This is a genomic window from Azospirillum halopraeferens DSM 3675, from assembly GCF_000429625.1.
Taxonomy (GTDB): Bacteria; Pseudomonadota; Alphaproteobacteria; order Azospirillales; family Azospirillaceae; genus Azospirillum; species Azospirillum halopraeferens.
In genome coordinates, this window is sequence record NZ_AUCF01000010.1 from 155,674 (window position 1) to 179,266 (window position 23,593).

Here is a 23,593-nt window from a genome sequence, read left to right on the forward strand (position 1 = left end):
GCGGGCGGGGACGGCCTGACGCTCAGGCCGTGCGCGCCCGCTCCTCCGCCTCCCCGTTCCCGGCCGGGACGAACCAGGAGAGCGTGTCGGCCAGGGTGACGACGCGGCCGATGATGACGGTGGCAGGGGAGGACAGGCCGGCGGCGGCGACGCGGTCGCGCAGCGTGGCGAGCGTGGCGACGACCCGGCGCTGCTGCGGCGTGGTGGCGTTGCGGACCGCCGCGGCCGGCGTGTCGGGCGGCAGCCCGGCGCCCAGCAGGCCGCTCACGATCTCCGGCAGCGTCGCCAGCCCCATGTAGAACACCAGGGTCGTGTCGGCGTCGGCGATTCGCGACCAGTCGTAGGGAATCTCCCGGTTCTCGCGCATGTGGCCGGTCAGGAAGCGCACGCCCGACGCCAGCCCGCGGTGGGTCAGGGGAATGCCGGCGTAGGCGCTGCACCCGGCGGCGGCGGTGATGCCGGGCACCACGTCGAAGGGGATGCGGTGGCGGGCCAGATGCTCCGCCTCCTCGCTGCCGCGGCCGAAGACGAAGGGATCGCCGCCCTTCAGGCGGACCACCCGGCGCCCCGAGCGGCCGAGGTTCAGCAGCAGCTCGTTGATGGAATCCTGGGGCATGTGGTGGCGGTTCAGCGCCTTGCCCGCGTAGATGCGAGTCGTCCCGGCGGGGATGAGGTCGAGGATCTCGGGGCTCACCAGCCGGTCGAACACCACCACGTCGGCGCTGCGGATCAGGCGCAACGCCTTGACGGTCAGCAGGTCGGGGTCGCCGGGACCGGCGCCCACCAGGTGGACGAACCCTTGGGACACGGTGGATTGAGGCATGTTCGGCAACCCCTCAATATGAGTATTCCATAATATGATGGTTCCGTAATATGATGTCCAGCGTTTCCGCGAGCCACCGGTGCGGGGCGCGACGGATTGTTGCCGATATGCCCTTCGGCGCATTGGGGTCTTGCGTTCAGGGGGCGGACGGTTTTAAGAAGTGTCCATTCGATAGTTCTAATATCCGAGAAACGGAATATGGAATCCTGCGCATGCACGGCGGCAGGCCGGCGACGCCGCCTGCGGCGCCGACGATGAAGCCGCTCCGTTGCCGCCTCCACCCCGACGGGGCGGGGGCGTGAAGCCACCGGTGCGGACTCCTTCGTGGAAAGACTATGGCGATGCACATTTATCTGCCGATCGCGGAAATGTCGCTGAACTTCCTGATCCCGGTTCTGCTCGGCGCCGGGGTCGGCGTGCTGACGGGCATGTTCGGTGTGGGCGGCGGCTTCCTGATGACGCCCTCGCTGATCTTCATCGGCGTGCCCCCGGCCGTCGCGGTGGGGACGGAGGCGGTGAAGATCGTCGGCTCCTCGGTGTCGGGCGTTCTCGCCCACTGGCGCAAGGGCAACGTGGACGTCCAGATGGGGGTGGTGCTGCTGATCGGCGGCCTGGCCGGATCGTTCGTCGGGGTGCGGGTCTTCACCTGGCTGCGCGGCATCGGGCAGATCGACGTGACCATCGCGCTGCTCTATGTGGTGGTGCTGGGCATCGTCGGATCGATGATGTTCGCCGAAAGCCTGGGCTCAATCCTGCGCAGCCGGGCGGCGCTGGCCGGCGGCGGCAGCGTGGCCGCACCGTCGGGCGGGCGCGGGCGCGGCGGCTGGGTGCGCCGGCTGCCCTTCAAGATGGCGTTCCGCCGCTCCAAGCTGGTGATCAGCCCGATCGTGCCGCTGGGGGTGGGCTTCCTGGTCGGCATCCTCTCCGCCCTGATGGGCGTGGGCGGCGGCTTCATCATGGTCCCCGCCATGATCTACCTGATCGGCATGCCGACCAAGGTCGTGATCGGGACGTCGCTGTTCCAGATCATCTTCGTCACCGCCAACACCGCGTTCCTCCAGGCATGGCAGAACCACACGGTCGATGTCCTGCTGGCGCTCCAGCTTCTGGTGGGCGGCGTCATCGGCGCCCAGGTCGGCACCTGGCTGGGGGGCAAGCTGAAGGCGGAGCAGCTTCGCGTCGGGCTGGCGGCGGTGGTGCTGGCGGTCTGCTTCAAGATGGCGCTCGGCCTGGTGCTCGAACCGGATGAGCTGTACTCCTTCGCCGCCAAGGGAGGGCACTGAGCCATGCGGACCCTGGTCGTCGCGGCGCTGGCGGCGCTGCTGCTCGTCCCGGTTCCGGCCGGTGCGGTGCGATCGGAGGTGGTTGCCGACCTGTCGGACCACCTCATCGCCATCACCACCGGCTTCACCGGCTCCAGCCTCCTGCTGTTCGGCGCCACCGACGGGGCGGGCGATGTCGTCCTGGTGGTCACCGGCCCGCGCAGCGACGTGACGCTGCGCCGCAAGGACCGGCGCATGGGCATCTGGGTGAACACCGAGGGGCTGCGCTTTCGCGACGTCCCCAGCTTCTATGCGGTGCTGTCCAGCCGCCCCGCCGGCGACATCCTGGACCCCGCGGAAGCCGCGGCCCACGGCATCGGCTTCGACGCCATCCGCCCGGCTCCGGCCGACCCCGCCGCCCCGGCGGCGGAAGTCGCTGCCTACCGGGAGGCACTGTTCCGCCTGAAGCAGGAACAGGGGCTGTACTTCGAGGAAACCGGCATCCGCTTCACCGGCGAACGCCTGTTCCGGGCCGATCTGCGCTTTCCGTCCAGCGTGCCGGTGGGCGAATTCAGGGCGATGATCTATCTGGTCAAGGACGGCCGGGTGGTCAGCTCCCAGCCGACGCCGCTGGTGGTCAGCAAGGTCGGCATGGGGGCACAGGTGCACTGGTTCGCCAACCGGCACGCCGCCGCCTACGGCGCCCTTGCCGTCGCCGTATCGGTTCTCGCCGGATGGCTCGCCGGCATCGTCTTCCGAAAGAAGGTGTGACCATGACCTCCGTCCCCCCCGTCCCCGCCGGTGACGACGTTCCGGCCGCCCCGCCCGTGCCCGATCCCGGGGAACGCGTGTTCCTGGTGGTGGTCGACAGCAGCCCCGAGCTGGGCGTCGCCATCCTGTTCGCCTGCCGGCGCGCCGCCCGCACCGGCGGGCGGGTGGCGCTGCTCTACGTGATCGAGCCGGAGGACACCGGGTCCGCCGACATCGGCAACTGGATGGGCGTGGGCGACGTCATGCGCCAGGAGGCGCGGGAGGAAGCGGAGATCACGCTGGGCATCGTATCGGAGCGCATCAAGACCTGCTCCGGCAAGATGCCGATGTTCTTCATCCGCGAAGGCAACCGGGCCGAGGAACTCATCCGTCTGATCCGGGAGGAGAAGAGCATCTCCGTCCTGGTGCTGGCCGCCGGCACGGGGGCCGAAGGGCCCGGCCCCCTCGTCAGCAATCTGACCGGCAAGAACGCCGCGGGAATGCGGGTGCCGGTGACCATCGTGCCGGGATCCCTGTCCCGCGAGGAGATCGAGGCGATCACCTAGAACGAAACCGACCTTCCGTGAAGCGGAGGCAACCTTCGGAGAGGAAGCGCCAGGACCATGCTGAGCGAACGCCGGATCGACCTGTCCCCCGTCGTCCACGACGAGGTGAAATACACCACCTGCTATATGTGCGCCTGCCGCTGCGGCATCAGGGTGCATCTCAAGGACGGGCTTGTCCGCTACATCGAAGGCAACCGCAACCATCCCACCAACAAGGGGGTGCTGTGCGGCAAGGGCTCGTCGGGCATCATGCAGCACTACTCCCCGGCCCGCCTGCGCAAGCCGCTCAGGCGCGTGGGCGAGCGGGGCGAGGCGAAGTTCGAGGAGATCGAGTGGGAGGAGGCGCTGGCCCTGGCCACCGACTGGCTGGGCGGCATCCGCGCCACCGACCCGAAGAAGCTGGCCTTCTTCACCGGCCGCGACCAGAGCCAGTCGCTGACCGGCTGGTGGGCCAACCAGTTCGGCACGCCCAACTTCGCCGCCCACGGCGGCTTCTGTTCGGTGAACATGGCGGCGGGCGGGCTGTACACCATCGGCGGCTCGTTCTGGGAGTTCGGCGAGCCGGACTGGGACCGCGCCAAATACTTCCTGCTGTTCGGCGTCGCCGAGGACCATGATTCCAACCCCATCAAGACGGGTCTGGGCAAGCTGAAGGCGCGCGGCGCCAAGGTCGTGTCGGTCAACCCGATCCGCACCGGCTATTCCGCCGTGGCCGACGAATGGGTGGGCATCCGCCCCGGCACCGACGGCCTGTTCGTCATGGCGCTGATCCATGAGCTGCTGCACGCCGACCGCATCGACGACGCCTATCTCGTGCGCTACACCAACGCGCCGTGGCTGGTGATCCGGGCGCCGGGCGACCCCGATCACGGCCTGTTCGCCCGCGGCGCCGACGGCGCGCCGCTGTGCTACGACCACGCCACCGGCACGCTGGTCGACGCCCGCGAGGCCAACATCATGCCGGCGCTGGTGGGCACCCACACGCTGCCCGACGGGCGCAAAGCCGTGACGTCCTTCCAGCTTCTGGCAGAGCGCTACATGGCGCCCGAGTACAGCCCCGACGCGGTGGCCGAGCGCTGCGGCGTGGCGGCCGCCGACATCCGGCGCATCGCCATGGAGCTGGCCCACGTCGCCTTCGAGGAGGCGATCGAGCTGGACATCCCGTGGACCGACTGGGCCGGCCGGCGCCACGAGACCACCATCGGGCGCCCCGTCGCCATGCACGCCATGCGCGGCATCTCCGCCCACACCAACGGGTTCCACACCTGCCGGGCGATCCACCTGCTGCAGGTGCTGCTGGGGGCGGTGGAATGCCCCGGCGGCTTCCGCTTCAAGCCGCCGTTCCCCAAGCCCATCCCGCCGGGTCCCAAGCCGGCGGGCAAGACGGTGACGCCGGGCAAGCCGCTGGGCGGCATGCCCCTGGGCTTCACCACCGGGCCCGAAGACCTGCTGGTGGAGGCGGACGGCACCCCCATCCGCATCGACAAAGCCTATTCGTGGGAGGCGCCCCTGTCCTCCCACGGGCTGATGCACATGGTCATCACCAACGCGTGGAAGGGCGATCCCTATCCCATCGACACGCTGTTCATGTACATGGCCAACATGAGCTGGAACAGCACCATGAACACCAAGGGTGTCATGGAGATGCTGACCGACAGGGACCCGGCCACCGGGGAGTACCGCATCCCCCGCATCATCTATTCCGACGCCTATTTCTCGGAGATGGTGGCCTACGCCGACCTGATCCTGCCCGACACCACCTATCTGGAACGGTGGGACTGCATCTCGCTGCTCGACCGGCCGATCTGCGAGGCGGACGGGCCGGCTGACGCCATCCGCCAGCCGGTGGTGGAGCCCGATCGGGACGTGCGCGCCTTCCAGACCGTCCTGCTGGACCTGGGCGCCCGGCTGGGCCTGCCGGGGATGACCAACGAGGACGGATCTCCCAAGTTTCCCGGCGGCTATCCCGACTACATCGTCAACCACGAGCGCACGCCCGGCATCGGCCCGCTGGCCGGCTGGCGCGGCGCGGCAGGGGAGACCTTCGGGCGCGGCGCGGTCAACCCGGACCAGCTCCGCCGCTACGTCGAGAACGAGTGCTTCTGGGCCCACCACCTGGAGCCGGGCCAGAAATTCTACAAGTTCGCCAACCGCGACTATCTTGAGTTCGCGGTCCACATGGGCTTCATCGCCTCGTCCGACCCCATCGTCCTGCAGCTCTATTCCGAGCCGATGCAGAAGTTCCGCCTGGCGGCGGAGGGGCACGGCAGCGTCCAGCCGCCCGACCACCTGCGCGCCCGGGTGAAGGAGGCGTTCGACCCGCTGCCGGTCTGGTACGTCCCCTTCGAAGAGGCGAAGGTCGACACCGACGCCTTCCCGCTGCACGCGCTGACGCAGCGGCCGATGATCATGTACCACTCCTGGGGGTCGCAGAACGCCTGGCTGCGCCAGATCCTCGGCTCCAACAAGCTGTACGTGGCGGCGGTGACGGGGCGGCGGATGGGCATCGCCGACGGCGACTGGGTGCGCGTCACCAGCCACAACGGCACCATCAAGGTGCAGGTCAAGCTGATGGAGGGGCTGAACCCCGACACGGTGTGGACCTGGAACGCCATCGGCAAGCGGGCCGGCGCCTGGAACCTGGCGCCCGATGCGGGCGAGGCGCGCAAGGGGTTCCTGCTGAACCACCTGATCAGCGAGCTGCTGCCGCCCGAATCCTGCGGGCGGCGCCTGTCCAACTCCGACCCCGTCACCGGGCAGGCCGCCTGGTTCGACCTGCGTGTGCGCATCGAGAAGTGCGAGCCCGGTGAGGAGGCGGTGAGCGAGCCGCAGTTCCCCGTGATCGAGCGGCCGGTCGGGCTGGAGCCCGCGCCGGAGGTGAACCGCTACGGCTCCGCCTTCCGCCGTCCCCGCTGAGGAGAGAACGCATGACCAGCCTTCCGGCCGAGCGGGGCGCCAAACGCCTTGGCCTCGTCATCGACCTCGACACCTGCGTCGGCTGCCACGCCTGCGCCACCAACTGCAAGGAATGGAACACCGGCGGCCATTCCGCCCCGCTGACCGACGTCAACGCCTATCAGGCCGAGCAGCGCGGCGTCTGGTTCAACCGGGTCCACACCTTCGAAGCCGGGCAGGGGGCGGACGGGCGGACCGTCCACTTCCCCAAGAACTGCCTGCACTGCGAGTTTCCGGACTGCGTGACCGTCTGCCCCACCGGCGCCTCCTACAAGCGGGCCGAGGACGGCATCGTGCTGGTCGATCACGACAAGTGCATCGGCTGCAAGCTGTGCTCCTGGGCCTGCGCCTACGGGGCGCGGGAGTTCGACGAGGACGAGGGGGTGATGAAGAAGTGCACCCTGTGCATCGACAAGATCTACAACACCCGCCTGCCCGAGGCCGACCGGGTGCCGGCCTGCGTCGCGACCTGCCCCTCCAGGGCCCGCCATTTCGGCGACCTCGGCGACCCGCACTCCGCCGTGTCGAAGCTGGTGGCCGAGCGGGGCGGCTTCGATCTTCTGCCGGAGCTGGGCTACCAGCCGACCACCAAGTACCTGCCGCCGCGCCCGGCCGCCCGGCCGCTCGACAACGTCGGCCAGCGGCCGCGCCCCGCCAACGAGGACCCCGCGCCCGCGGGTTTCCTGCGCTGGATGGACCGAATGCTGTCGCGCTGAGGAGGATCGACCCATGCATCCCGCTTATTCCGTCATCGTCTTCACCACCGCGTCGGGCGCCGGCTATGGGCTGCTGGCCCTGCTGGGGCTGTTCGCGGCCGCGGGCGCGCTGCCGGCGGACACGGGGCTCGGCATCGTGGCGCTGGGGCTGGCGCTGGGCCTGATCGCCGGCGGCCTGCTGTCGTCGCTGGGCCACCTCGGCCGGCCCGAGCGCGCCTGGCGCGCCATGTCGCAATGGCGGTCGTCCTGGCTGGCGCGCGAGGGTGTCCTGGCGCTGCTGACCTTCGCGCCGGCCGGGCTGTTCGCCATCGGCTGGGTGTTCCTCAACGACACCGGCGGCGTCTTCGCCGGGCTGGGCGTGGCGAGCGCGGTGCTGGCCGGGATCACGGTGTGGTGCACCTCGATGATCTACGCCAGCCTCAAGCCGATCCGGCAGTGGCACAACGTTTTCGTCACCCCCGCCTATCTGGTGCTGGGTTTGATGACCGGCGCTCTGCTGCTGGTGCTGCTGAGCCGCCTGTTCGGCGTCTGGCAGCCGGCCTTCGGCTGGCTGGCGGTGGCGTCCGTTCTGGCGGGCTGGGCGGTGAAGGCTGCGTACTGGCACCACATCGACACGGCGCGCCCGCGCAGCGATCTCGGCACCGCCACCGGGCTCGGCCGTCTCGGTCCCGTGTCGCTGCTGGAGATGCCGCACACGGAAGAGAACTTCCTGATGAAGGAGATGGGCTACCGGGTGGCGCGCACCCATGCGGCCAAGCTGCGCCGCATCGCCCACCTGGCTCTGTTCGCCCTGCCGCTGCTGCTTTCCCTGCTGGCGCTGATCACCCCGCCCCTGCTGTCCGGCATCGCCGCCCTGCTGGCCGTGGCCAGCGCCGGCGCCGGCGTCCTGACCGAACGCTGGCTGTTCTTCGCCGAGGCGCGGCACACCTGCATGCTGTACTACGGCCGGGCGGCGTGACCGGTGGGAAACGGATCAGGCTGCGGGGACGTCGGTTCGGGCGAAGTCGTTGCCCTTGAACAGCAGCGGCTCGCCCTTTTCCTGTGCCAGAGCGTAGGAAAACACGTCACCGAAGTTGAGGCGGGCCGGGCTGCCAGTGCCCTTGCCGTAACGGCTGAACGCTCCAAGCGCGATTCGGGCATGACGTTCATCAACCGCTTCGACGCGAATGGCATAGTCGTGGAGGAGCGTTTGCACGGCGTGCTCCACCGCTCCGGTGGTGTCGCGCCGGGCGACAATTCCGATTTCGACCAATGTGGCAGCGGAAATCCGGCACACGTCGGCTGTAGCGATCTTTGCCAGGAGCAGCGGTGCCTCCGGTTCGCCTTTCAGGATGGCGATGATCGCCGATGTGTCGATGACCATTGGTTCAGCACGGCAAGCCGCTGGCATCATACAGATCCGCCGTCGGGTCGTCGTCCAAAGGCGGAAGTGTGCGTACCAGGGCCATCGTACGCTCCACCTTTGCCTTTTGTTCCGGGGACAGGGAGGCGAGCGGGTCTGCGTCCGGCGGAACCGGAGACGAAGATGGGTGCTCCGGCGGCGGCCTCTCCGTCTTCAGCAGGGCCTCCCGGATTGCGGCACTGATCGCCTCCTCGACGCTTGCGTTGCGCAGCGCCGCCAGGCGGCGGGCGTTGCGCTCGGTTTCGGGGTCGATCATGAAGCCCATGGCCCGCTTCTCCGTTCGGCCGGACGAGGATTACCGTCGGACACTGTAACAGATCCGCTCGATGCGGTGGCAGCCGTTACCCCCCGAACACGAACGGCACGTCCGTCCGCTCCCGGTAGGCGGCGGAGTCGGCGACGCTGCCCGCCGCCACGGTCCGGCGCGCGGCGCGCAGGGCCGTTTCGATGCGGCGGTCGGGCAGGTGATAGCGCGCCTCCAGCCCGATGGCGGCCGGCCCCGGGCAGGGCTCGCCGAAGACGTCGGCGTAGAGGCCGCTCATCATGGCGTAGCGCGCGCTCATCAGCGTGTTGGTGGCAGCCTTGACGCGGGCCACGTCGTCGCGGTCGCGCACGAAGAGGGCGGTCATCAGCGTCACCGCGATGGCGTGCATCACGTCATAGCGCACATGGGCGATGAAGACGTGCAGGTGGTGCGCCGTCAGCGGCTCGCCGGTGGCGCGGGCCCAGCGGATGATGCCGCCCAGCAGCAGGCTGAAGAACTCCGGCACCCCCCACTCCATGCCGAGTCCCACCGAAGCCAGCGCCTCCAGCGGCGTGAAGGCGGGGTCGCCGGCCAGCAGGCGCTGGGTCAGCACGTTGTCGGCGACCGCGTGGAGCAGCGGCGGGTTGCGCTCGCCCCCCGGCACGCCCAGCCCGTCGAAGAGCTGGCCGTACATCACGATGTGGGTCGTGGAGCCGAGCAGGCGGTCCAGCGTCGGGTAGTCCTCCACGGCGTGGCTGCCGACCCCGTACTCGTCGGCGACCAGTTGGGCCAGCACGATCTGCGCGAACTCCGACAGGCGCTCCGGGTTGGCCACCGGCGGCAGGGGGGCCAGGCTGTGGAAGCGGCCGATGGCCATGGCGACGCACTGGCGCGTGTTCTTGATCTGGTTGTGGTACTGCGCGGCGAAGCGGACGAGGTGGGCGCGCTCCATCTCTCCGGCGAAGACCCGGCGGAAGAAGGGATGCCGCCACACCGGGTGTTCCATGACGTGGTCGTGCAGATCGCTGAACAGGGCGTGCACGCGCGCCGCGTCCACGTCCACCGGTCCGATCTCCGCCAGACGCCGGCTCAGGGGATGGGACGGGTCGTCCAGCACGCCGACGGCCGCGCGGAAATCGGCGCGCTGGCTGTCCCGGAAGGCGGCCAGCACGGAATCGGCGTCGCGCTCCAGCAGGTCGTCCAGGGGATGCACCCCCGGCGCCAGGCGGAGCCGGCCGTCGGGGCCGGGAAGGAGGAGGTCGGTGAAGGGGCTTGCTGTCATCGTGATGCCTCGAGATGCCGACGGAACGGATGCATTGCATCCGGCATGCCAGTCAGCGGGGTTCGGTACACATTGTCGCACATGGAGTGGGTGATTTTCCGCTGGCCAAACCGCACGACATTGTATTAGGGTTCTATCATATGCTGAACCAATAAAATAAGACCGCAGCGATGCGGCGGCGCCGGGGGTGGCGGGGGAACCGGTTTCTGCGACCGGTGATCCGAACGGGAAGGAAACGGAAGATGATGGTGCACCGGCTCGATCATCGGGCGATGCCCGGAACGGAGTAGCACGCGCGTCGCCCGCGCGCCGCCCAACGGGGGCGGCGGCGCGGACGCATGCCCGGAACCGGGCGCGGCGGTGCCGACCGTGGACATTCCGAACAAGGCGGGACGCGGAGCGGACGGGGGTCCGCGCCGCGGCGAGTGGAACTGTGTCAACGCTCAGGGAGATCGCGTGATGTCGAAGGAAATGCCCAAGACACCGCTCTTGGACCAGCTCGAAAGCGGCCCGTGGCCGAGCTTCGTGTCCGGTCTGAAGCGGCTGGCGCAGTCCGAGGACAAACAGTACGCCGGCATGATGAAGGATCTGCTCGGCCAGCTCGAGCGGAGCTACGAGACGCGCAAGGGCTATTGGAAGGGCGGCACCGTCGGTGTGAAGGGCTATGGCGCCGGCGTAATCCCGCGCTTCTCGGAAATCTCCGGCGAGTATCCGGAGTCGGCGGAGTTCCACACGCTGCGGGTGATGCCGCCGGCCGGCATGCACTACACCACCGACCTGCTGCGCAAGATGTGCGACATCTGGGAGACGCACGGCTCCGGCCTGATCGCGCTGCACGGGCAGTCCGGCGACATCATGTTCCAGGGCATCCGGACCGAGAACGTCCAGGCGGCCTTCGACGCGCTGAACAAGCTGGGCTTCGACCTCGGCGGCGCCGGGGCCGGCGTGCGCACCTCGGTCTCCTGCGTCGGCGCCGCGCGCTGCGAGCAGTCCTGCTACGACGAGGCCAAGGCCATGCGTTCCATGGTCAACGCCTTCCTCGACGACATGCATCGCCCGTCGCTGCCCTACAAGTTCAAGTTCAAGTTCTCGGGCTGCGCCAACGACTGCACCAACGCCACCCAGCGCGCCGACTTCGCGGTGATCGGCACCTGGAAGGACGACATGCAGGTCGACCAGGACGAGGTGAAGACCTACATCGGCAAGATGGGCCGCAAGTGGTGCATCGACCAGGTCATCACCATGTGCCCGACCAACGCCCTGTCGCTCAACGACGACGACACGCTGGAGGTCGACAACAAGAGCTGCGTGCGCTGCATGCACTGCATCAACGTCATGACCAAGGCGTTGAAGCCGGGCAAGGAGCGCGGTCTCTGCCTGCTGCTCGGCGGCAAGCGCACGCTGAAGATCGGTGACCTCATGGGCACCGTCATCGTCCCCTTCATGAAGATGGAGACGGACGAGGATTACGAACAGCTCGTCGAACTGGCCAAAAACATCGTCGACTTCTTCGCCGAGAACGCGCTGGAGCACGAGCGCACCGGCGAGATGATCGAGCGCATCGGCATCGCCAACTTCGTCGAGGCCCTGGGCCTCAAGCTCGACCCGAACATGATCACGCATCCGCGCACCAACTCCTACGTCCGCACCGACGGCTGGGAGGAGGAGGTGGCGAAGTGGAAGGCGCAGCGGGCGGAGGCCCGGCCCGTCGCGGCGGAATGACCGCGAACCGCTTCAGCGTGACGACGATTTCCCGGAGGAAACGATGACCGTGGCCGTCGAAGAGCACAAGACCGTCGAATGCGGTGTGCCCGACCCGTTCCCCTTCATGCACCCGCTGCTCAAGAAGAACTACGGGCAGTGGGCCTGGCACGACCGTCCGCGCCCCGGCGTTCTGCACCACGTCGCCAACAACGGCGACGAGGTGTGGACGGTGCGCGCCGGCACCCAGCGCCAGATGGACGTCTATACGATCCGCGCCCTGTGCGACATCGCCGACCGCTATGCCGAAGGGCATGTGCGCTTCACCGTGCGCTCCAACGTCGAGTTCATGGTGTCGAGCTACGACAAGGTCGATCCGCTGATCGACGCCCTGGAGGAGGCCGGCTATCCCGTCGGCGGCACCGGCAACTCGGTGTCCATGATCTCCCACACCCAGGGCTGGCTGCACTGCGACATCCCCGGCACCGACGCCTCCGGCGTCGTCAAGGCCCTCATGGACGAACTCTATGAGGAGTTCAAAAACGAGGAGATGCCCAACCGGGTGAAGATCACCACCTCGTGCTGCCAGATCAACTGCGGCGGCCAGGGCGACATCGCCATCAACGTCCAGCACACCAAGCCGCCCAAGATCAACCACGACCTGGTGGCCAACGTCTGCGAACGCCCGGCGGTGGTGGCGCGCTGCCCGGTCGCGGCGATCCGCCCGGCCCTGGTCAACGGCAAGCCGTCGCTGGAAGTGGACGAGAAGAAGTGCGTGTGCTGCGGCGCCTGCTACCCGCCGTGCCCGCCCATGCAGATCAACGATCCGGTCCACACCAAGATCGCGATCTGGGTGGGCGGCAAGCATTCCTCGACCCGCTCCAAGCCGACCTTCCACAAGCTGGTGGCCGCCGGCATTCCCAACAACGCGCCCCGCTGGCCGGAAGCCGCCGGGATCGTCAAGCAGATCCTCTACGCCTACAAGGAAAACGCCAAGCCGTGGGAGCGGATGGGCGAGTGGATCGAGCGCATCGGCTGGGCCCGCTTCTTCGAGCTGACCGGTCTTCCCTTCACCAAGTACCACCTCGACACGTGGCGCGGCGGCCGTGCCAGCCTGAACGCGTCGGCCCAGCTGCGGTTCTAAGGGAAGGGACCCTCCATGAAGTTTGCCATCCTGGTCAACGAAGGCCCGTTCAACCACCAGGCGTCCGACAGCGCCTACCAGTTCTGCAAGGCCGCCCTGGACATGGGGCACGAGGTGGTGCGGGTCTTTTTCTATTACGACGGCGTGCACAACGCCAACCGCCTGTCCGAACCGCAGTCGGACGACCGCAACGTGGTGCGGCGCTGGTCGGAACTGGGCGTGCGGCACGGGCTCGACCTGTCGGTGTGCGTCGCCGCCGGTCTGCGCCGCGGCATCAAGGATGACGTCCTGGCTCCGGGGTTCCGCATCACCGGACTCGGCCAGCTCATCGAGGCGGGCATCGAAGCCGACCGCCTCGTGACGTTCGGCGATTGAGCGGGAGGAGCATCCGATGAGCGAAGAAGCCACCGTCAAGAAGTTCATGTACCTCAACCGCAAGGCGCCGCATGGCACCATCTACGCGCTTGAGGTGCTGGAGATGATCCTGGTCGCCGCCATGTTCGACCAGGACGTGCACGTCTGCTTCGCCGACGACGGCGTGTATGAGCTGAAGAAGGGCCAGGACGCCAAGGGCGCCCTGGAGATGAAGGACTTCGTCACGACCTACCGGGCGCTCGACGGCTACGACATCGAAAAGCTCTACGCCGAGAAGGAGTCGCTGGAGGAGCGCGGCCTGACCGCCGCCGACCTGGTCGTCCCCGTCGAGGTGATCGACCGCGCGGCGATGGCGGCGCTGATCGACTCCATGGACGTCGTCCTGAGCGCGTGAGGAAAGCCATGCTGCACACCGTCAACAAGTCGCCGTTCGAGCGCAACAATCTCGACGCCTGCCTCAACCGCGCCGCCGCCGGCTCGGCCATCCTGCTGTACGAGGACGCGGTCTACGCCGCGGTGGCCGGCACCGCCGTCGCCGAGCGCGTGCGCCATGCCGCCGAGCAGCACGACGTCTACGTGCTCGCCCCCGACCTGCAGGCCCGCGGCATGAAGGACGCCGCGCTGGTCGAAGGCGTGAAGCCCGTGGACTACACGGGCTTCGTCGAACTCGTCGCCGCCCGCGGCACGGCGACCGCCTGGCTCTGATCCACGGACCCCAAGAATCATAACGCTGGAGGAAAGCACATGTCCTACGACGTCAACGGCAAGACCATCGATCACGACGAAGAGGGCTACCTCACCGACCTCGCGCTGTGGAACGAGGATCTGGCCGCGATCATCGCGGAAAAGGAAGGTGTCAACATGACGCCGGAGCACTGGGAGGTCGTCAACTTCCTGCGCGAGTACTATCAGGAATACCAGATCGCGCCGGCCATCCGGGTGCTGACCAAGGCCCTGACCAAGAGGATGGGGGCCGACAAGGGCAGCAACAAGTACCTCTACGAACTCTTCCCCTACGGCCCCGCCAAGCAGGCGTGCAAGATCGCCGGCCTGCCCAAGCCGACCGGCTGCGTGTGATCGCAAGCATCCCTCTCCCCTCCGGGGGGAGGGAATCCCCCCGGAGGGGAGAGGCGGTATGGAAAGGGCAGGGCGGATGTCGGTACTCTTCGCACTCCTCTATTACACGGCCGCAGCCGTCTTCGCGGCCGGACTGGCGTACAAGATCCACCGGTACGCCACCGTGCCGGCGCCGTTGAAGATCCCGACCACCCCGGCGCCGCTGACCCGCACGGGGGTGGCGTTCCGGCTGGCGCGCGAGGTGGGGCTGTTCGAAAGCCTGTTCCGCGCGGACAAGCTGCTGTGGGCTCTGGCGGTGCTGTTCCACCTGGGCCTGCTGCTGGTGGCCCTGCGCCACCTGCGCTACGTGGTCGAACCCTTGTGGTTCTGGATCGTCTGGGTTCAGCCCTTCGGTGTCTACGGCGGGCTGGCCATGCTGGCGGGGCTGACCGGCCTGCTGGTGCGCCGCTTCGTGATCCCGCGCATCCGCTACATCACCGGCCCGTCGGACATCCTGATGCTGCTGCTCCTGCTCGGCATCGGCGTCTCCGGTTTCGCCATGAGCGCGGTGGCCCGGACCGACATCGTCGCCGTCAAACAGTTCTTCCTGGGCCTCATGGTGGCTGACATCCGGCCGCTGCCCGCCGACGGTTTCCTGCTGCTCCACCTGTTCCTGGTGGCCGTGCTGGCGATCGTCTTCCCCTTCTCCAAGCTGCTGCATGCACCCGGCGTCTTCTTCTCGCCGACGCGCAACCAGGTCGACGACGCCCGCGAACGCCGCCACGTCGCGGCCTGGGCGCGGCCTCTCGATCAGCAGCGCTGACCGTCTGAAGGAAGGTCCGGAACCGTGGCTGCCAACTACACCATCCCCGCCCTGACCGAGGATCCCGACCTCCGCGAGACGCCGGAGCTGACGCCCGGTGCCATGGGGCACCTCAAGCCCTTCGTCGCCGCGCCGGCCCACCAGGAGGCGCTGGGCTTTCCCGGCACCCTGGTGGACGGCTGGGAGGAGAAGGCGGTGGCGCGCCTGGGCGAACTGCTCGGCAAGTACCGCTCGCTGCAGGTCTACCTGGACGCCTGCGTCAAGTGCGGCGCCTGCACCGACAAGTGCCATTACTTCCTCGGCACCGGCGACCCGAAGAACATGCCGGTGGCCCGCCAGGATCTGCTGCGCAGCGTCTACCGCCGCCACTTTACCCCCATGGGGAAGATGTTCCCCCGGCTGGTCGGCGCCAAGGAGCTGGACCGGGCGATGCTCGACGACTGGTACAGCTATTATCACCAGTGTTCGCAGTGTCGGCGCTGTTCGGTCTTCTGTCCCTACGGGATCGACACGGCCGAGATCTCCATGGCGGCGCGCGACATCATGGACCACATCGGCCTGGGGCAGAAGTACTGCAACGAGATCATCGGCAAGGTCCACAAGATCGGCAACAACCTGGGCCTGCCGGAACCGGCGCTGGCCGACACGCTGGAAGGTCTGGAGGAGGACGTCAAGGACGACACCGGGCATGACGTCCGCTTTCCGCTGGACGTGGAGGGCGCCGACGTCCTGCTGGTCACGCCCTCGGCCGACTTCTTCGCCGAGCCGCACGTCGACGGGCTGATCGGCTACGCCAAGGTGTTCCACCAGGCGGGGGTGAGCTGGACGCTCAGCTCCCACGCCTCGGAGGCGGCGAACTTCGCCATGTTCATCGGCTCGTACGAGCAGATGCACATCATCGCCAACCGCATCCGCCAGGCCGCCATCGACCTGAAGGTCAAGCGCATCGTCTTCGGCGAGTGCGGCCATGCCTGGCGCGTCGCCTATTCCTTCCTCAACACGCTGGCCGGCCCGTGGGACTTCCTCGACCCGAAGTATCCGGTGCCGCAGCACATCCTGGAATTCACCCGGGATCTCATCCGCAACGGCGGCATCCGCCTCGACCGCGAGGCGAACACCGGCATGACGCTGACCTTCCACGACTCCTGCAACGTCGCCCGCGCCTCGCGCATGGGCGACTTCGAAGGCGGGCAGTTCGTCATCCCCCGCGAGGTCATCAAGGCGTCGGTGCCGAAGTTCGTCGACATGCACCCCGACACCATCCACGACAAGACGTTCTGCTGCGGCGGGGGCGGCGGCCTCCTGACCGACGACCTGATCGAGCTGCGCGTCAAGGGCGCCCAGCCGCGCGTCAGCGCGCTCAAGCAGGTCGTGGAGCGGGAGGGCGTCACGCACATGGCCGCCATCTGCGCCATCTGCAAGAGCCAGTTCACCAAGGTCCTGCCGTCCTACGGCCTGGACATGGAGATGGTGGTGTCGGTCCATCAGCTCGTCAGCAAGGCCATCCGGCTCGGTGGCAACGATTGAACGTCGAACAGAACGTCCAGGAGGGAACGCTTCCATGTCATCGCAGACGGCAACGGCCAATCCGACCGCACTCTCCTTCCGCCGTTACAAGGACGGCGATCACAAGCCGGGGCCCTGGCAGGAGGAGATCTTCCAGGCGAGCTGGTCGCACAAGTGCCCGACCTACGTTCATCGCACCGCCCCATGCCAGGCGTCCTGCCCGTCCGGCCACGACATCCGCGGCTGGCTGGCCATCGCCCGCGGCCAGGACAAGCCGGCCGCGGGAGTCGCCTGGCAGGAGCACGCCTTCCGCCGCATGACCGCCGCCAACCCGTTCCCGTCGGTGATGGGCCGGGTCTGCCCGGCCCCGTGCGAGGACGGCTGCAACCGCAACGAGGTCGAGGACCGCGTCGGCATCAACGCGGTGGAGCACTTCGTCGGCGACTGGGCGCTGGCCAACAACCTCGCCTTCGACGCACCGGCGACGGAGTCCGGGCGCAAGGTCGCCGTGATCGGCGGCGGCCCCGGCGGCCTGTCCGCCGCCTACCATCTGCGCCGCCGCGGCCACGCCGTCACCGTCTTCGAGGACAAGCCGGAGCTGGGCGGCATGATGCGCTACGGCATCCCCGGCTACCGCACGCCCCGCACCGTGCTGGACGGCGAGATCGGGCGCATCCTCGCCATGGGGGTGGAGGTCCGCGCCAACACCCGCGTCGGCCGCGACGTCACCATCGCCGAGCTGGAGAGCGGGTACGACGCCGTCTTCTGGGCGATCGGCACCCATTCCGGCCGGCCGCTGCCGGTGCCCGGCTCCGACGCGCCCAACTGCATCACCGGCGTCGATTTCCTGCGCGCCTTCAACGAGGGGCGCCTGAAGGGCGTCACCGGCAAGGTGATCGTGGTCGGCGGCGGCGACACGTCCATTGACGTGGCCTCGGTGGCCCGGCGCATCGGCCACATCACCCACGCCCACCCCAAGGACCGGCCCGAGAACATCATCTTCGGCCAGACCGCCCACGACGTGGCGGACAGCGCCACCCGCGAGGGCGCGCACGTCACCCTGACGTCGCTGTTCCCGGTGGAGAAGATGACCGCCGCGGAGCAGGAGGTGAATGACGCCAGGCGCGAAGGCGTCGACATCCGCGGCGGCATCATGCCCCTGGAAGTGGTGAAGGGCGAGGACGGCCGCGCCGTCGCGCTGAAGATGTGCAAGTGCGAGATGGACGGCGCCGTGCCGCGGCCCGTGGCCGGCACCGAGTTCGAGATCGCCTGCGACCTGATCGTCTCGGCCATCGGTCAGAAGGGCGACATGACCGGACTGGAGGCGCTGGACAACGGCCGCGGCTTCATCAACGCCGACAAGCTGCTGCGCGTCCCCGGCCACAAGAAGCACTTCGTGGGCGGCGACATCGTGCGCCCCCACCTGCTGACCACCGCGATCGGCCACGGCCGCATCGCCGCGGAAAGCATCGACCGCTTCTTCGCCGGGGTGGAGGAGGATCGCCGCCCCCGCGTCGACGTGGTCCACTTCGACCTGATCGACCGCATGAAGGAGCGCAACGTGGCGCCCGAGCCCTTCGTCAGCGGCGGCGAGGGGCATCGCGGCACCGCGGCGGCGAGGTTCGCGGTCCACAATTACGAGGACCGCGGCCCCCACGAGGTCGTCACCCACGAGGACCTGTTCCTCGGCCATTTCCCCTACACGGCCCGCAACGTCCGCCGCCATGTGGAGATCGGCCCCGACGACGTGTTGGGCAACTTCGATGAGCGCCTGGTCGCGCTGACCGAACAGGAGGTGATGGCCGAGGGCAAGCGCTGCATGAGCTGCGGCATGTGCTTCGAGTGCGACAACTGCGTCATCTACTGCCCGCAGACCGCCGTGTCGCGCACGCCGCAGAAGGAGCGGGCGACCGGGCGCTACGTGCAGACCGACTATTCCAAGTGCGTGGGCTGCCACGTCTGCAAGGACGTCTGCCCCACCGGCTACATCCAGATGGGCCTCGGGGAGTGACCGCCATGACCGGCGTGCGCACGCTCCTGATCGCCCTCGGCCTGGCGGCGGCCGCCGTCACCGGGGTGCTGGCGGCGGGTGAGGGGACGGCTCCGTCCCCCGCCTTCCGGCAATGGCCGGGTGAGTGTGTCGCCGACGCGCCGTTCATGCGGCGCAACCACATGGACCTTCTGAAGCATCAGCGCGACGACACGGTCCACGGCGGCATCCGGCCGGCCAACCACAGCCTGAACGCCTGCGTCACCTGCCATGCGGTGAAGGGCGACGACGGCCACCCCGTGACGGTCGCCGACTCCCGCCACTTCTGCCGCACCTGTCACGACACCACCGCGGTGCGCGTCGACTGCTTCTCGTGCCACACCTCGACGCCGGGGGTCGCGAAATGAAGGACGTAAAAACGCCGCCCTCTGCGGAGGGGAGAGGGGACACGGTCTCCCGCCGCTCCCTGCTCGGGGCCGCGCTGGCGGCGGTCACCCTGGCGCCGGGAATCACCCTGTACGCCGGGCCGGCGGCGGCGGCCGCCGACGGGGCGAAGCGGTGGGGGCTGCTGATCGACACCACGCGGTGTGACAGCGGCTGCTCCGCCTGCGTCACCGCCTGCGGGGCGGAGCACGGGTGGAGCGACGCCGGCCGCGCCCGGCCGGACCAGGCACCGCAATGGGTGCGCAAGGTGGACGTGCGCGATCCCGCCACCGGCCGCACGGCGTCGCTGCCGATCATGTGCCAGCACTGCGCCAAGCCGCCCTGCGTCGACGTTTGCCCGACCGGAGCGTCGTTCAAGCGGGCCGACGGCATCGTGCTGGTGGACCGCCACATCTGCATCGGCTGCCGCTACTGCATGATGGCCTGCCCCTACAAGGCGCGGTCCTTCGTGCACGAGCCGGTGACCGGCCAGCGGCCGGGCAGCCCGCGGGGCATGGGCACGGTGGAAGCCTGCAACCTCTGCGTCACGCGCGTCGATGCCGGCGGCCGGCCGGTCTGCGTCGACGCCTGCGCCGGCGCCGGCCGGTCAGCCATCCTGTTCGGCGATCTCGACGATCCGGGCAGCGCCATTTCCAGGCGCATCCGCGAGGTGGCTCCGGCGCGCATCCGCGACGACCTGCGCCTCGACACGGGCGTCTACTACCAGGGGATCTGACCCGCCATGGCCAGGACGAAGACCGCCTTCGCCACGCTCGACTCCCGTTCCTCCCGCTTCGTGCGGATCGCCGGCCTGCTGGCCGCCGTCGCCGCGGCCGGGGGGGCCGCCGCCCTGTACATGGAGCACGAGGGGCACGTCGTCACCGGCATGAACAACCAGATCGTCTGGGGTCTGCCGCACGTTTTCGCCATCTTCCTGATCGTCGCGGCGTCGGGGGCGCTGAACGTCGCCTCCATCGCGTCGGTGTTCGGGCGCACGGTGTACAAGCCGCTGGCCCCGCTGTCGGGGCTGCTGGCGGCGGCGTTGCTGGCCGGCGGGCTGGCGGTGCTGGTGCTCGACCTCGGCCGGCCCGACCGGCTGACGGTGGCGATGACCCACTTCAACTTCCGCTCGATCTTCGCGTGGAACGTCCTGCTCTACTCCGGCTTCTTCGCCATCGTCGGCGTCTATTTGTGGACGATGCTGGACCGGCGGATGAACCGCTGGACGTCGGCCGCGGGAACCGGCGCGTTTGTCTGGCGCCTGGTGCTCACCACCGGCACCGGCTCGATCTTCGGGTTCCTGGTGGCGCGCGAGACCTACCATTCCGCGGTGATGGCGCCGCTGTTCATCGCCATGTCCCTCAGCTTCGGCACCGCGGCGTTCACGCTGGTGGTCAGCGCCCTGTACCGGATCGAGGGGCGCCCGCTGGGCGATGCCGTGCTCGGCCGGCTGGCCCGGCTCCAGGCCATCTTCGTGGCCGCGGTCCTCTACTTCGTCGTCATCCAGCACCTGACCGTCGCCTATACCGCGCGGGGGGGAGCGCTGGAGGCGTACCTGCTGGGCGGTCCCTACGCGCCGATGTTCTGGTTCGTCCAGATCCTGGCGGGCACGGTGGCGCCGCTGGTCCTGCTGCTGCGCCCGGAATTCAACCGCGACCGCCGCAACCGGCTGCTGGCGGCCGGTCTGGTCCTGCTGGGCGGGCTGGCGCAGGTCTATGTGATCGTCATCGGCGGGCAGGCGTGGCCGCTGGAGCTGTTCCCCGGCCGCGAGGTGACCTCGGCCGCATTCGACGGTACGCTGGGGTCCTATGACCCGACCCCGGCGGAGTTCCTGCTGGGGATCGGCGGGGTGGCCGTCTCGCTCCTCATCGTGGCGGTCGCTTGCGCGGCGTTGCGTTTCCTGCCGGAGAGTCTGGCGGACGCCGCGGTCGACCCGCATCACGCCCGCGCCGACGCCTGAAGGAGCCGGGCGGCACCGCCGCATCGCGAGGACCAACGGACGCCATGACCAAGACCAACGAACATCCCTTCGCCCAGTACGTGCGCATTCTCGGCAAGGGGCCGACGCTGTCGCGCTCCCTTACCGAGGAGGAGACCCACGCCGCCGTCTCCATGATCCTGCGCGGCGAGGTGGAGCCGATCCAGCTCGGCGCCTTCCTCTGCCTGGTGCGCGTGAAGACCGAAACGCCGGAGGAGCTGGCCGGCTTCGCCCGCGCCGCCCGCGACAGCCTGGTGCTGCCCGCCGACCCGCCGCCGGTCGACCTGGACTGGCCCAGCTACGCCGGCAAGTCCCGCCGCCTGCCCTGGTTCCTGCTGTCGGCCCTGCTGCTGGCAGACAACGGCGTCACCGTGTTCATGCACGGCACCGAGGGGCACACCGCCGGCCGCCTGTTCACCGGGGCGGCGCTGGAGGCGCTGGGGGTGCCGGTCGCCCGCTCCCTGGATGAAGCGGCGGGCCACCTCGCGGCGCGGCGATTTGCTTATGTGCGGCTGGCGGACATGAGCCCGAAACTGCACGAGATCATCGGGCTGAAGGCGGTGCTGGGGCTGCGCAACCCGGTGCACACGGTGGCCCGCATGCTGAACCCCTTCGGTGCCCCCTGTCAGATGCTGGGGGTGGCGCACCCGCCCTACCGCGACGCCCACCAGAAGGCCGCCGCCCTGCTGGGCCAGCCCAACCTGGCGGTGTTCAAGGGCGAGGGCGGGGAGGCTGAGCGGCGGCCCGAGAAGCCCTGCGAGGTCTTCACCGTGACTGACGGGGCGCTGGCCAGCGAGGTGTGGCCGCCGTTTGCCCGCACCACCACCGTGCGCCACGACGACGAACTGGACGCCGGCCGCCTGAAGGCCGTGTGGACCGGCGCCTCCGATGACGCGGAGGCGGTCGACGTCATCGTTGCCACGGCGGCGGTGGCCCTGAAGCTGCTGGGCCGCGCCGCCACCCATGCGGAGGCCGAGACGCTGGCCGCCGAACTCTGGCGCACTCGCAACACCGTCGCCCCGGCCGGGGCCGCCTGACGCCCCGCTCCCCAAGGAGGACACCGCCCATGGCCCGCCTGTTCATCTCCGCCGCGCACAAGTCCTCCGGCAAGACCACGGTCACGCTGGGGCTCTGCGCGGCTCTGGCGGCGCGCGGGCTGGCGGTGCAGCCCTTCAAGAAGGGGCCGGACTACATCGACCCCATGTGGCACGGCCTGGCGGCGGGCCGGATCTGCCGCAACCTGGACTTCTACACCCAGGGGGCCGAGGGGATTCCCGGCTTCTACCACCGTCATGCGGCCGGTGCCGACGTGGCGCTCATCGAGGGGAACAAGGGCCTTTACGACGGCGTCGATCCGGAGGGGCGGGACTCCGGGGCGGCGCTGGCCAAGCTGCTGCAGGCACCGGTGGTGCTGGTGATCGACGCCGGCGGCATCACCCGCGGGGTGGCGCCGCTGCTGGTGGGCTACGCCGCCTTCGACCCGGCGGTGAGCATCGCCGGCGTCATCCTCAACAAGGTCGCCGGCAGCCGCCACGAGTCCAAGCTGCGGGAGGCGGTGGAGCGCTACACCGACCTGCCGGTGCTGGGCGCCGTCCATCGCTCGGCCGATCTGGCCATCACCGAACGCCATCTCGGCCTGGTCCCGGCCAACGAGGAGGCGGAAGCGCAGGCCGTCGTCGCCCGCATCCGCGATGCGGTGGCGGCGCAGGTGGACCTCGACCGCGTTCTGGAGGTGGCGCGCCGGGGCGCCGCCGGATCGGGACCGCTCCCGACCCTTCCCCCCGCCGATGGCGGGGGGCGGGCAGGAGGGGGGGCGGGTGCTCCGTCGTTCCGCACCCGTCCCTCCGCCGGTCGCATCGCCTATGCCCGCGACGCCGCATTCGGGTTCTACTATCCCGAGGATCTGGAGACGCTCGCCGCCGAAGGGTTCGAGATGGTGCCCTTCGACGCCCTGCGCGACGCCGCCCTGCCGCCGGCCCTGGACGGCCTGTTCATCGGCGGCGGCTTTCCCGAGATGCACATGGAGGCGCTGGAGGCGAACGCGTCCATGCGCGCCTCGGTCCGCGCTGCGGTGGAAGGGGGGCTGCCGACCTACGCCGAATGCGGCGGGCTGATGTACCTGTCGCGCTCCATCGCCAGGGACGGGCGGCGGCACGCCATGGTCGGGGTGCTGCCCCTCGACACGGTCATGCACAAGCGCCCGCAGGGGCGCGGCTATGTGCGCCTGCGCGAAACCGCCTGCTTTCCCTGGCCGGCGGCCGGGGGTGACGGCACCCTGGTGGGGCATGAGTTCCACCATGCCGGCGTCGCCAACCTGGCACCCGGCTGCCGCTTCGCCTACGCGGTGGAGCGCGGCTATGGTATCGACGGTGAGCGCGACGGCATCGTCGTGCACAACGCACTGGCCGCCTTTTCCCATCTGCGCGGCGTCGGCGCCAACGCCTGGCCCCGACGCTTCGCCGCCTTCATCCGGTCCCGCGGCGCCCGCGCGCCCGCCATCCGGACCCCCGATGCCCGGACCCCCGATGCCCGGGCCGCCTGAGCGGCGCCGGGACCGTCCCGAACCATAAGAACACCACCCTTCAGGAGTGCACCCG

24 protein-coding genes are annotated in these 23,593 nt (G+C 69.2%); 20 read left to right on the forward strand and 4 right to left on the reverse strand.

The window, feature by feature from the left end:
* Positions 1-22 precede the first annotated feature (22 nt).
* Positions 23-823, reverse strand: coding sequence for a uroporphyrinogen-III C-methyltransferase (cobA, locus tag G472_RS0111370; RefSeq protein WP_029008501.1), 801 nt, complete (start codon positions 821-823; stop codon positions 23-25).
* A gap of 341 nt (positions 824-1,164) precedes the next feature.
* Here cobA and G472_RS0111375 point away from each other — a divergent pair, with 341 nt between their 5' ends.
* The 6 genes from G472_RS0111375 to G472_RS0111400 are packed head-to-tail and all read left to right on the forward strand — an operon-like array spanning position 1,165 to position 8,030.
* Entirely contained in the window at positions 1,165-2,106 is a 942-nt protein-coding gene (locus G472_RS0111375) for a sulfite exporter TauE/SafE family protein (protein ID WP_029008502.1), read from the forward strand.
* Between the two features lie 3 nt (positions 2,107-2,109).
* Complete coding sequence (locus G472_RS0111380; RefSeq protein ID WP_029008503.1) at positions 2,110-2,856, forward strand: TIGR02186 family protein; 747 nt, start codon at positions 2,110-2,112, stop codon at positions 2,854-2,856.
* Positions 2,857-2,858: 2 nt separating this feature from the next.
* Entirely contained in the window at positions 2,859-3,401 is a 543-nt protein-coding gene (locus tag G472_RS0111385) for a universal stress protein (protein ID WP_029008504.1), read from the forward strand.
* Between the two features lie 57 nt (positions 3,402-3,458).
* Entirely contained in the window at positions 3,459-6,317 is a 2,859-nt protein-coding gene (locus G472_RS32590) for a molybdopterin oxidoreductase family protein (RefSeq protein ID WP_051340700.1), read from the forward strand.
* Positions 6,318-6,328: 11 nt separating this feature from the next.
* On the forward strand, positions 6,329-7,072 hold the full coding sequence (locus G472_RS0111395; protein ID WP_029008505.1) for a 4Fe-4S dicluster domain-containing protein: 744 nt from the start codon (positions 6,329-6,331) through the stop codon (positions 7,070-7,072).
* Positions 7,073-7,085: 13 nt separating this feature from the next.
* The gene (locus tag G472_RS0111400; protein ID WP_029008506.1) at positions 7,086-8,030 is read left to right on the forward strand and encodes a dimethyl sulfoxide reductase anchor subunit family protein; all 945 of its coding nucleotides are present in this window, start codon (positions 7,086-7,088) and stop codon (positions 8,028-8,030) included.
* A 15-nt stretch (positions 8,031-8,045) separates the two neighbouring features.
* On the opposite strand, the gene G472_RS0111405 is transcribed toward G472_RS0111400, so the two are convergent.
* The 3 genes from G472_RS0111405 to G472_RS0111415 all read right to left on the reverse strand — a co-directional run bounded on the left by G472_RS0111405 (position 8,046) and on the right by G472_RS0111415 (position 10,000).
* Positions 8,046-8,435, reverse strand: coding sequence for a type II toxin-antitoxin system VapC family toxin (locus G472_RS0111405; protein ID WP_029008507.1), 390 nt, complete (start codon positions 8,433-8,435; stop codon positions 8,046-8,048).
* 4 nt (positions 8,436-8,439) lie between these two features.
* A complete protein-coding gene (locus G472_RS0111410) occupies positions 8,440-8,739 on the reverse strand; it encodes a type II toxin-antitoxin system VapB family antitoxin (protein WP_029008508.1) in 300 nt (99 codons plus the stop codon).
* Between the two features lie 76 nt (positions 8,740-8,815).
* Positions 8,816-10,000, reverse strand: a complete 1,185-nt coding sequence (locus tag G472_RS0111415; protein ID WP_029008509.1) for a hypothetical protein — start codon at positions 9,998-10,000, stop codon at positions 8,816-8,818.
* Positions 10,001-10,459: 459 nt separating this feature from the next.
* Between G472_RS0111415 and dsrA the strand changes: the two genes are divergently transcribed.
* From dsrA to G472_RS0111485, 14 genes are all read left to right on the forward strand, one after another.
* Positions 10,460-11,722, forward strand: coding sequence for a dissimilatory-type sulfite reductase subunit alpha (gene dsrA / locus G472_RS0111420; protein WP_029008510.1), 1,263 nt, complete (start codon positions 10,460-10,462; stop codon positions 11,720-11,722).
* Positions 11,723-11,765: 43 nt separating this feature from the next.
* Positions 11,766-12,845 (forward strand): dissimilatory-type sulfite reductase subunit beta, encoded by a 1,080-nt coding sequence (dsrB, locus tag G472_RS0111425; RefSeq protein WP_029008511.1) that lies wholly within the window; start codon positions 11,766-11,768, stop codon positions 12,843-12,845.
* A 15-nt stretch (positions 12,846-12,860) separates the two neighbouring features.
* On the forward strand, positions 12,861-13,220 hold the full coding sequence (gene tusD / locus G472_RS0111430; RefSeq protein ID WP_029008512.1) for a sulfurtransferase complex subunit TusD: 360 nt from the start codon (positions 12,861-12,863) through the stop codon (positions 13,218-13,220).
* Between the two features lie 16 nt (positions 13,221-13,236).
* Positions 13,237-13,614 (forward strand): sulfurtransferase complex subunit TusC, encoded by a 378-nt coding sequence (gene tusC, locus G472_RS0111435; protein WP_029008513.1) that lies wholly within the window; start codon positions 13,237-13,239, stop codon positions 13,612-13,614.
* Positions 13,615-13,622: 8 nt separating this feature from the next.
* Entirely contained in the window at positions 13,623-13,925 is a 303-nt protein-coding gene (tusB, locus tag G472_RS0111440) for a sulfurtransferase complex subunit TusB (protein WP_029008514.1), read from the forward strand.
* 39 nt (positions 13,926-13,964) lie between these two features.
* Positions 13,965-14,297: a TusE/DsrC/DsvC family sulfur relay protein gene (locus tag G472_RS0111445; protein WP_029008515.1), complete on the forward strand. Its 333-nt coding sequence runs from the start codon at positions 13,965-13,967 to the stop codon at positions 14,295-14,297.
* Between the two features lie 76 nt (positions 14,298-14,373).
* Entirely contained in the window at positions 14,374-15,099 is a 726-nt protein-coding gene (locus G472_RS0111450; protein ID WP_029008516.1) for a respiratory nitrate reductase subunit gamma, read from the forward strand.
* Positions 15,100-15,123: 24 nt separating this feature from the next.
* Complete coding sequence (gene dsrK / locus G472_RS0111455) at positions 15,124-16,626, forward strand: sulfate reduction electron transfer complex DsrMKJOP subunit DsrK (RefSeq protein WP_029008517.1); 1,503 nt, start codon at positions 15,124-15,126, stop codon at positions 16,624-16,626.
* A 34-nt stretch (positions 16,627-16,660) separates the two neighbouring features.
* Positions 16,661-18,616, forward strand: a complete 1,956-nt coding sequence (locus G472_RS0111460; RefSeq protein WP_029008518.1) for an NAD(P)-binding protein — start codon at positions 16,661-16,663, stop codon at positions 18,614-18,616.
* Positions 18,617-18,621: 5 nt separating this feature from the next.
* Entirely contained in the window at positions 18,622-19,002 is a 381-nt protein-coding gene (locus G472_RS32595; protein WP_035692026.1) for a hypothetical protein, read from the forward strand.
* Complete coding sequence (gene dsrO, locus G472_RS0111470) at positions 18,999-19,754, forward strand: sulfate reduction electron transfer complex DsrMKJOP subunit DsrO (protein WP_051340701.1); 756 nt, start codon at positions 18,999-19,001, stop codon at positions 19,752-19,754. The genes G472_RS32595 and dsrO overlap by 4 nt, the downstream gene beginning before the upstream one ends.
* Before the next feature lie 6 nt (positions 19,755-19,760).
* Positions 19,761-20,978 (forward strand): NrfD/PsrC family molybdoenzyme membrane anchor subunit, encoded by a 1,218-nt coding sequence (gene nrfD, locus G472_RS0111475; RefSeq protein WP_029008520.1) that lies wholly within the window; start codon positions 19,761-19,763, stop codon positions 20,976-20,978.
* Positions 20,979-21,022: 44 nt separating this feature from the next.
* The gene (locus G472_RS0111480; protein WP_029008521.1) at positions 21,023-22,033 is read left to right on the forward strand and encodes a glycosyl transferase family protein; all 1,011 of its coding nucleotides are present in this window, start codon (positions 21,023-21,025) and stop codon (positions 22,031-22,033) included.
* 29 nt (positions 22,034-22,062) lie between these two features.
* Entirely contained in the window at positions 22,063-23,538 is a 1,476-nt protein-coding gene (locus tag G472_RS0111485; protein WP_029008522.1) for a cobyrinic acid a,c-diamide synthase CobB, read from the forward strand.
* The last annotated feature ends 55 nt before the right edge of the window (positions 23,539-23,593 follow it).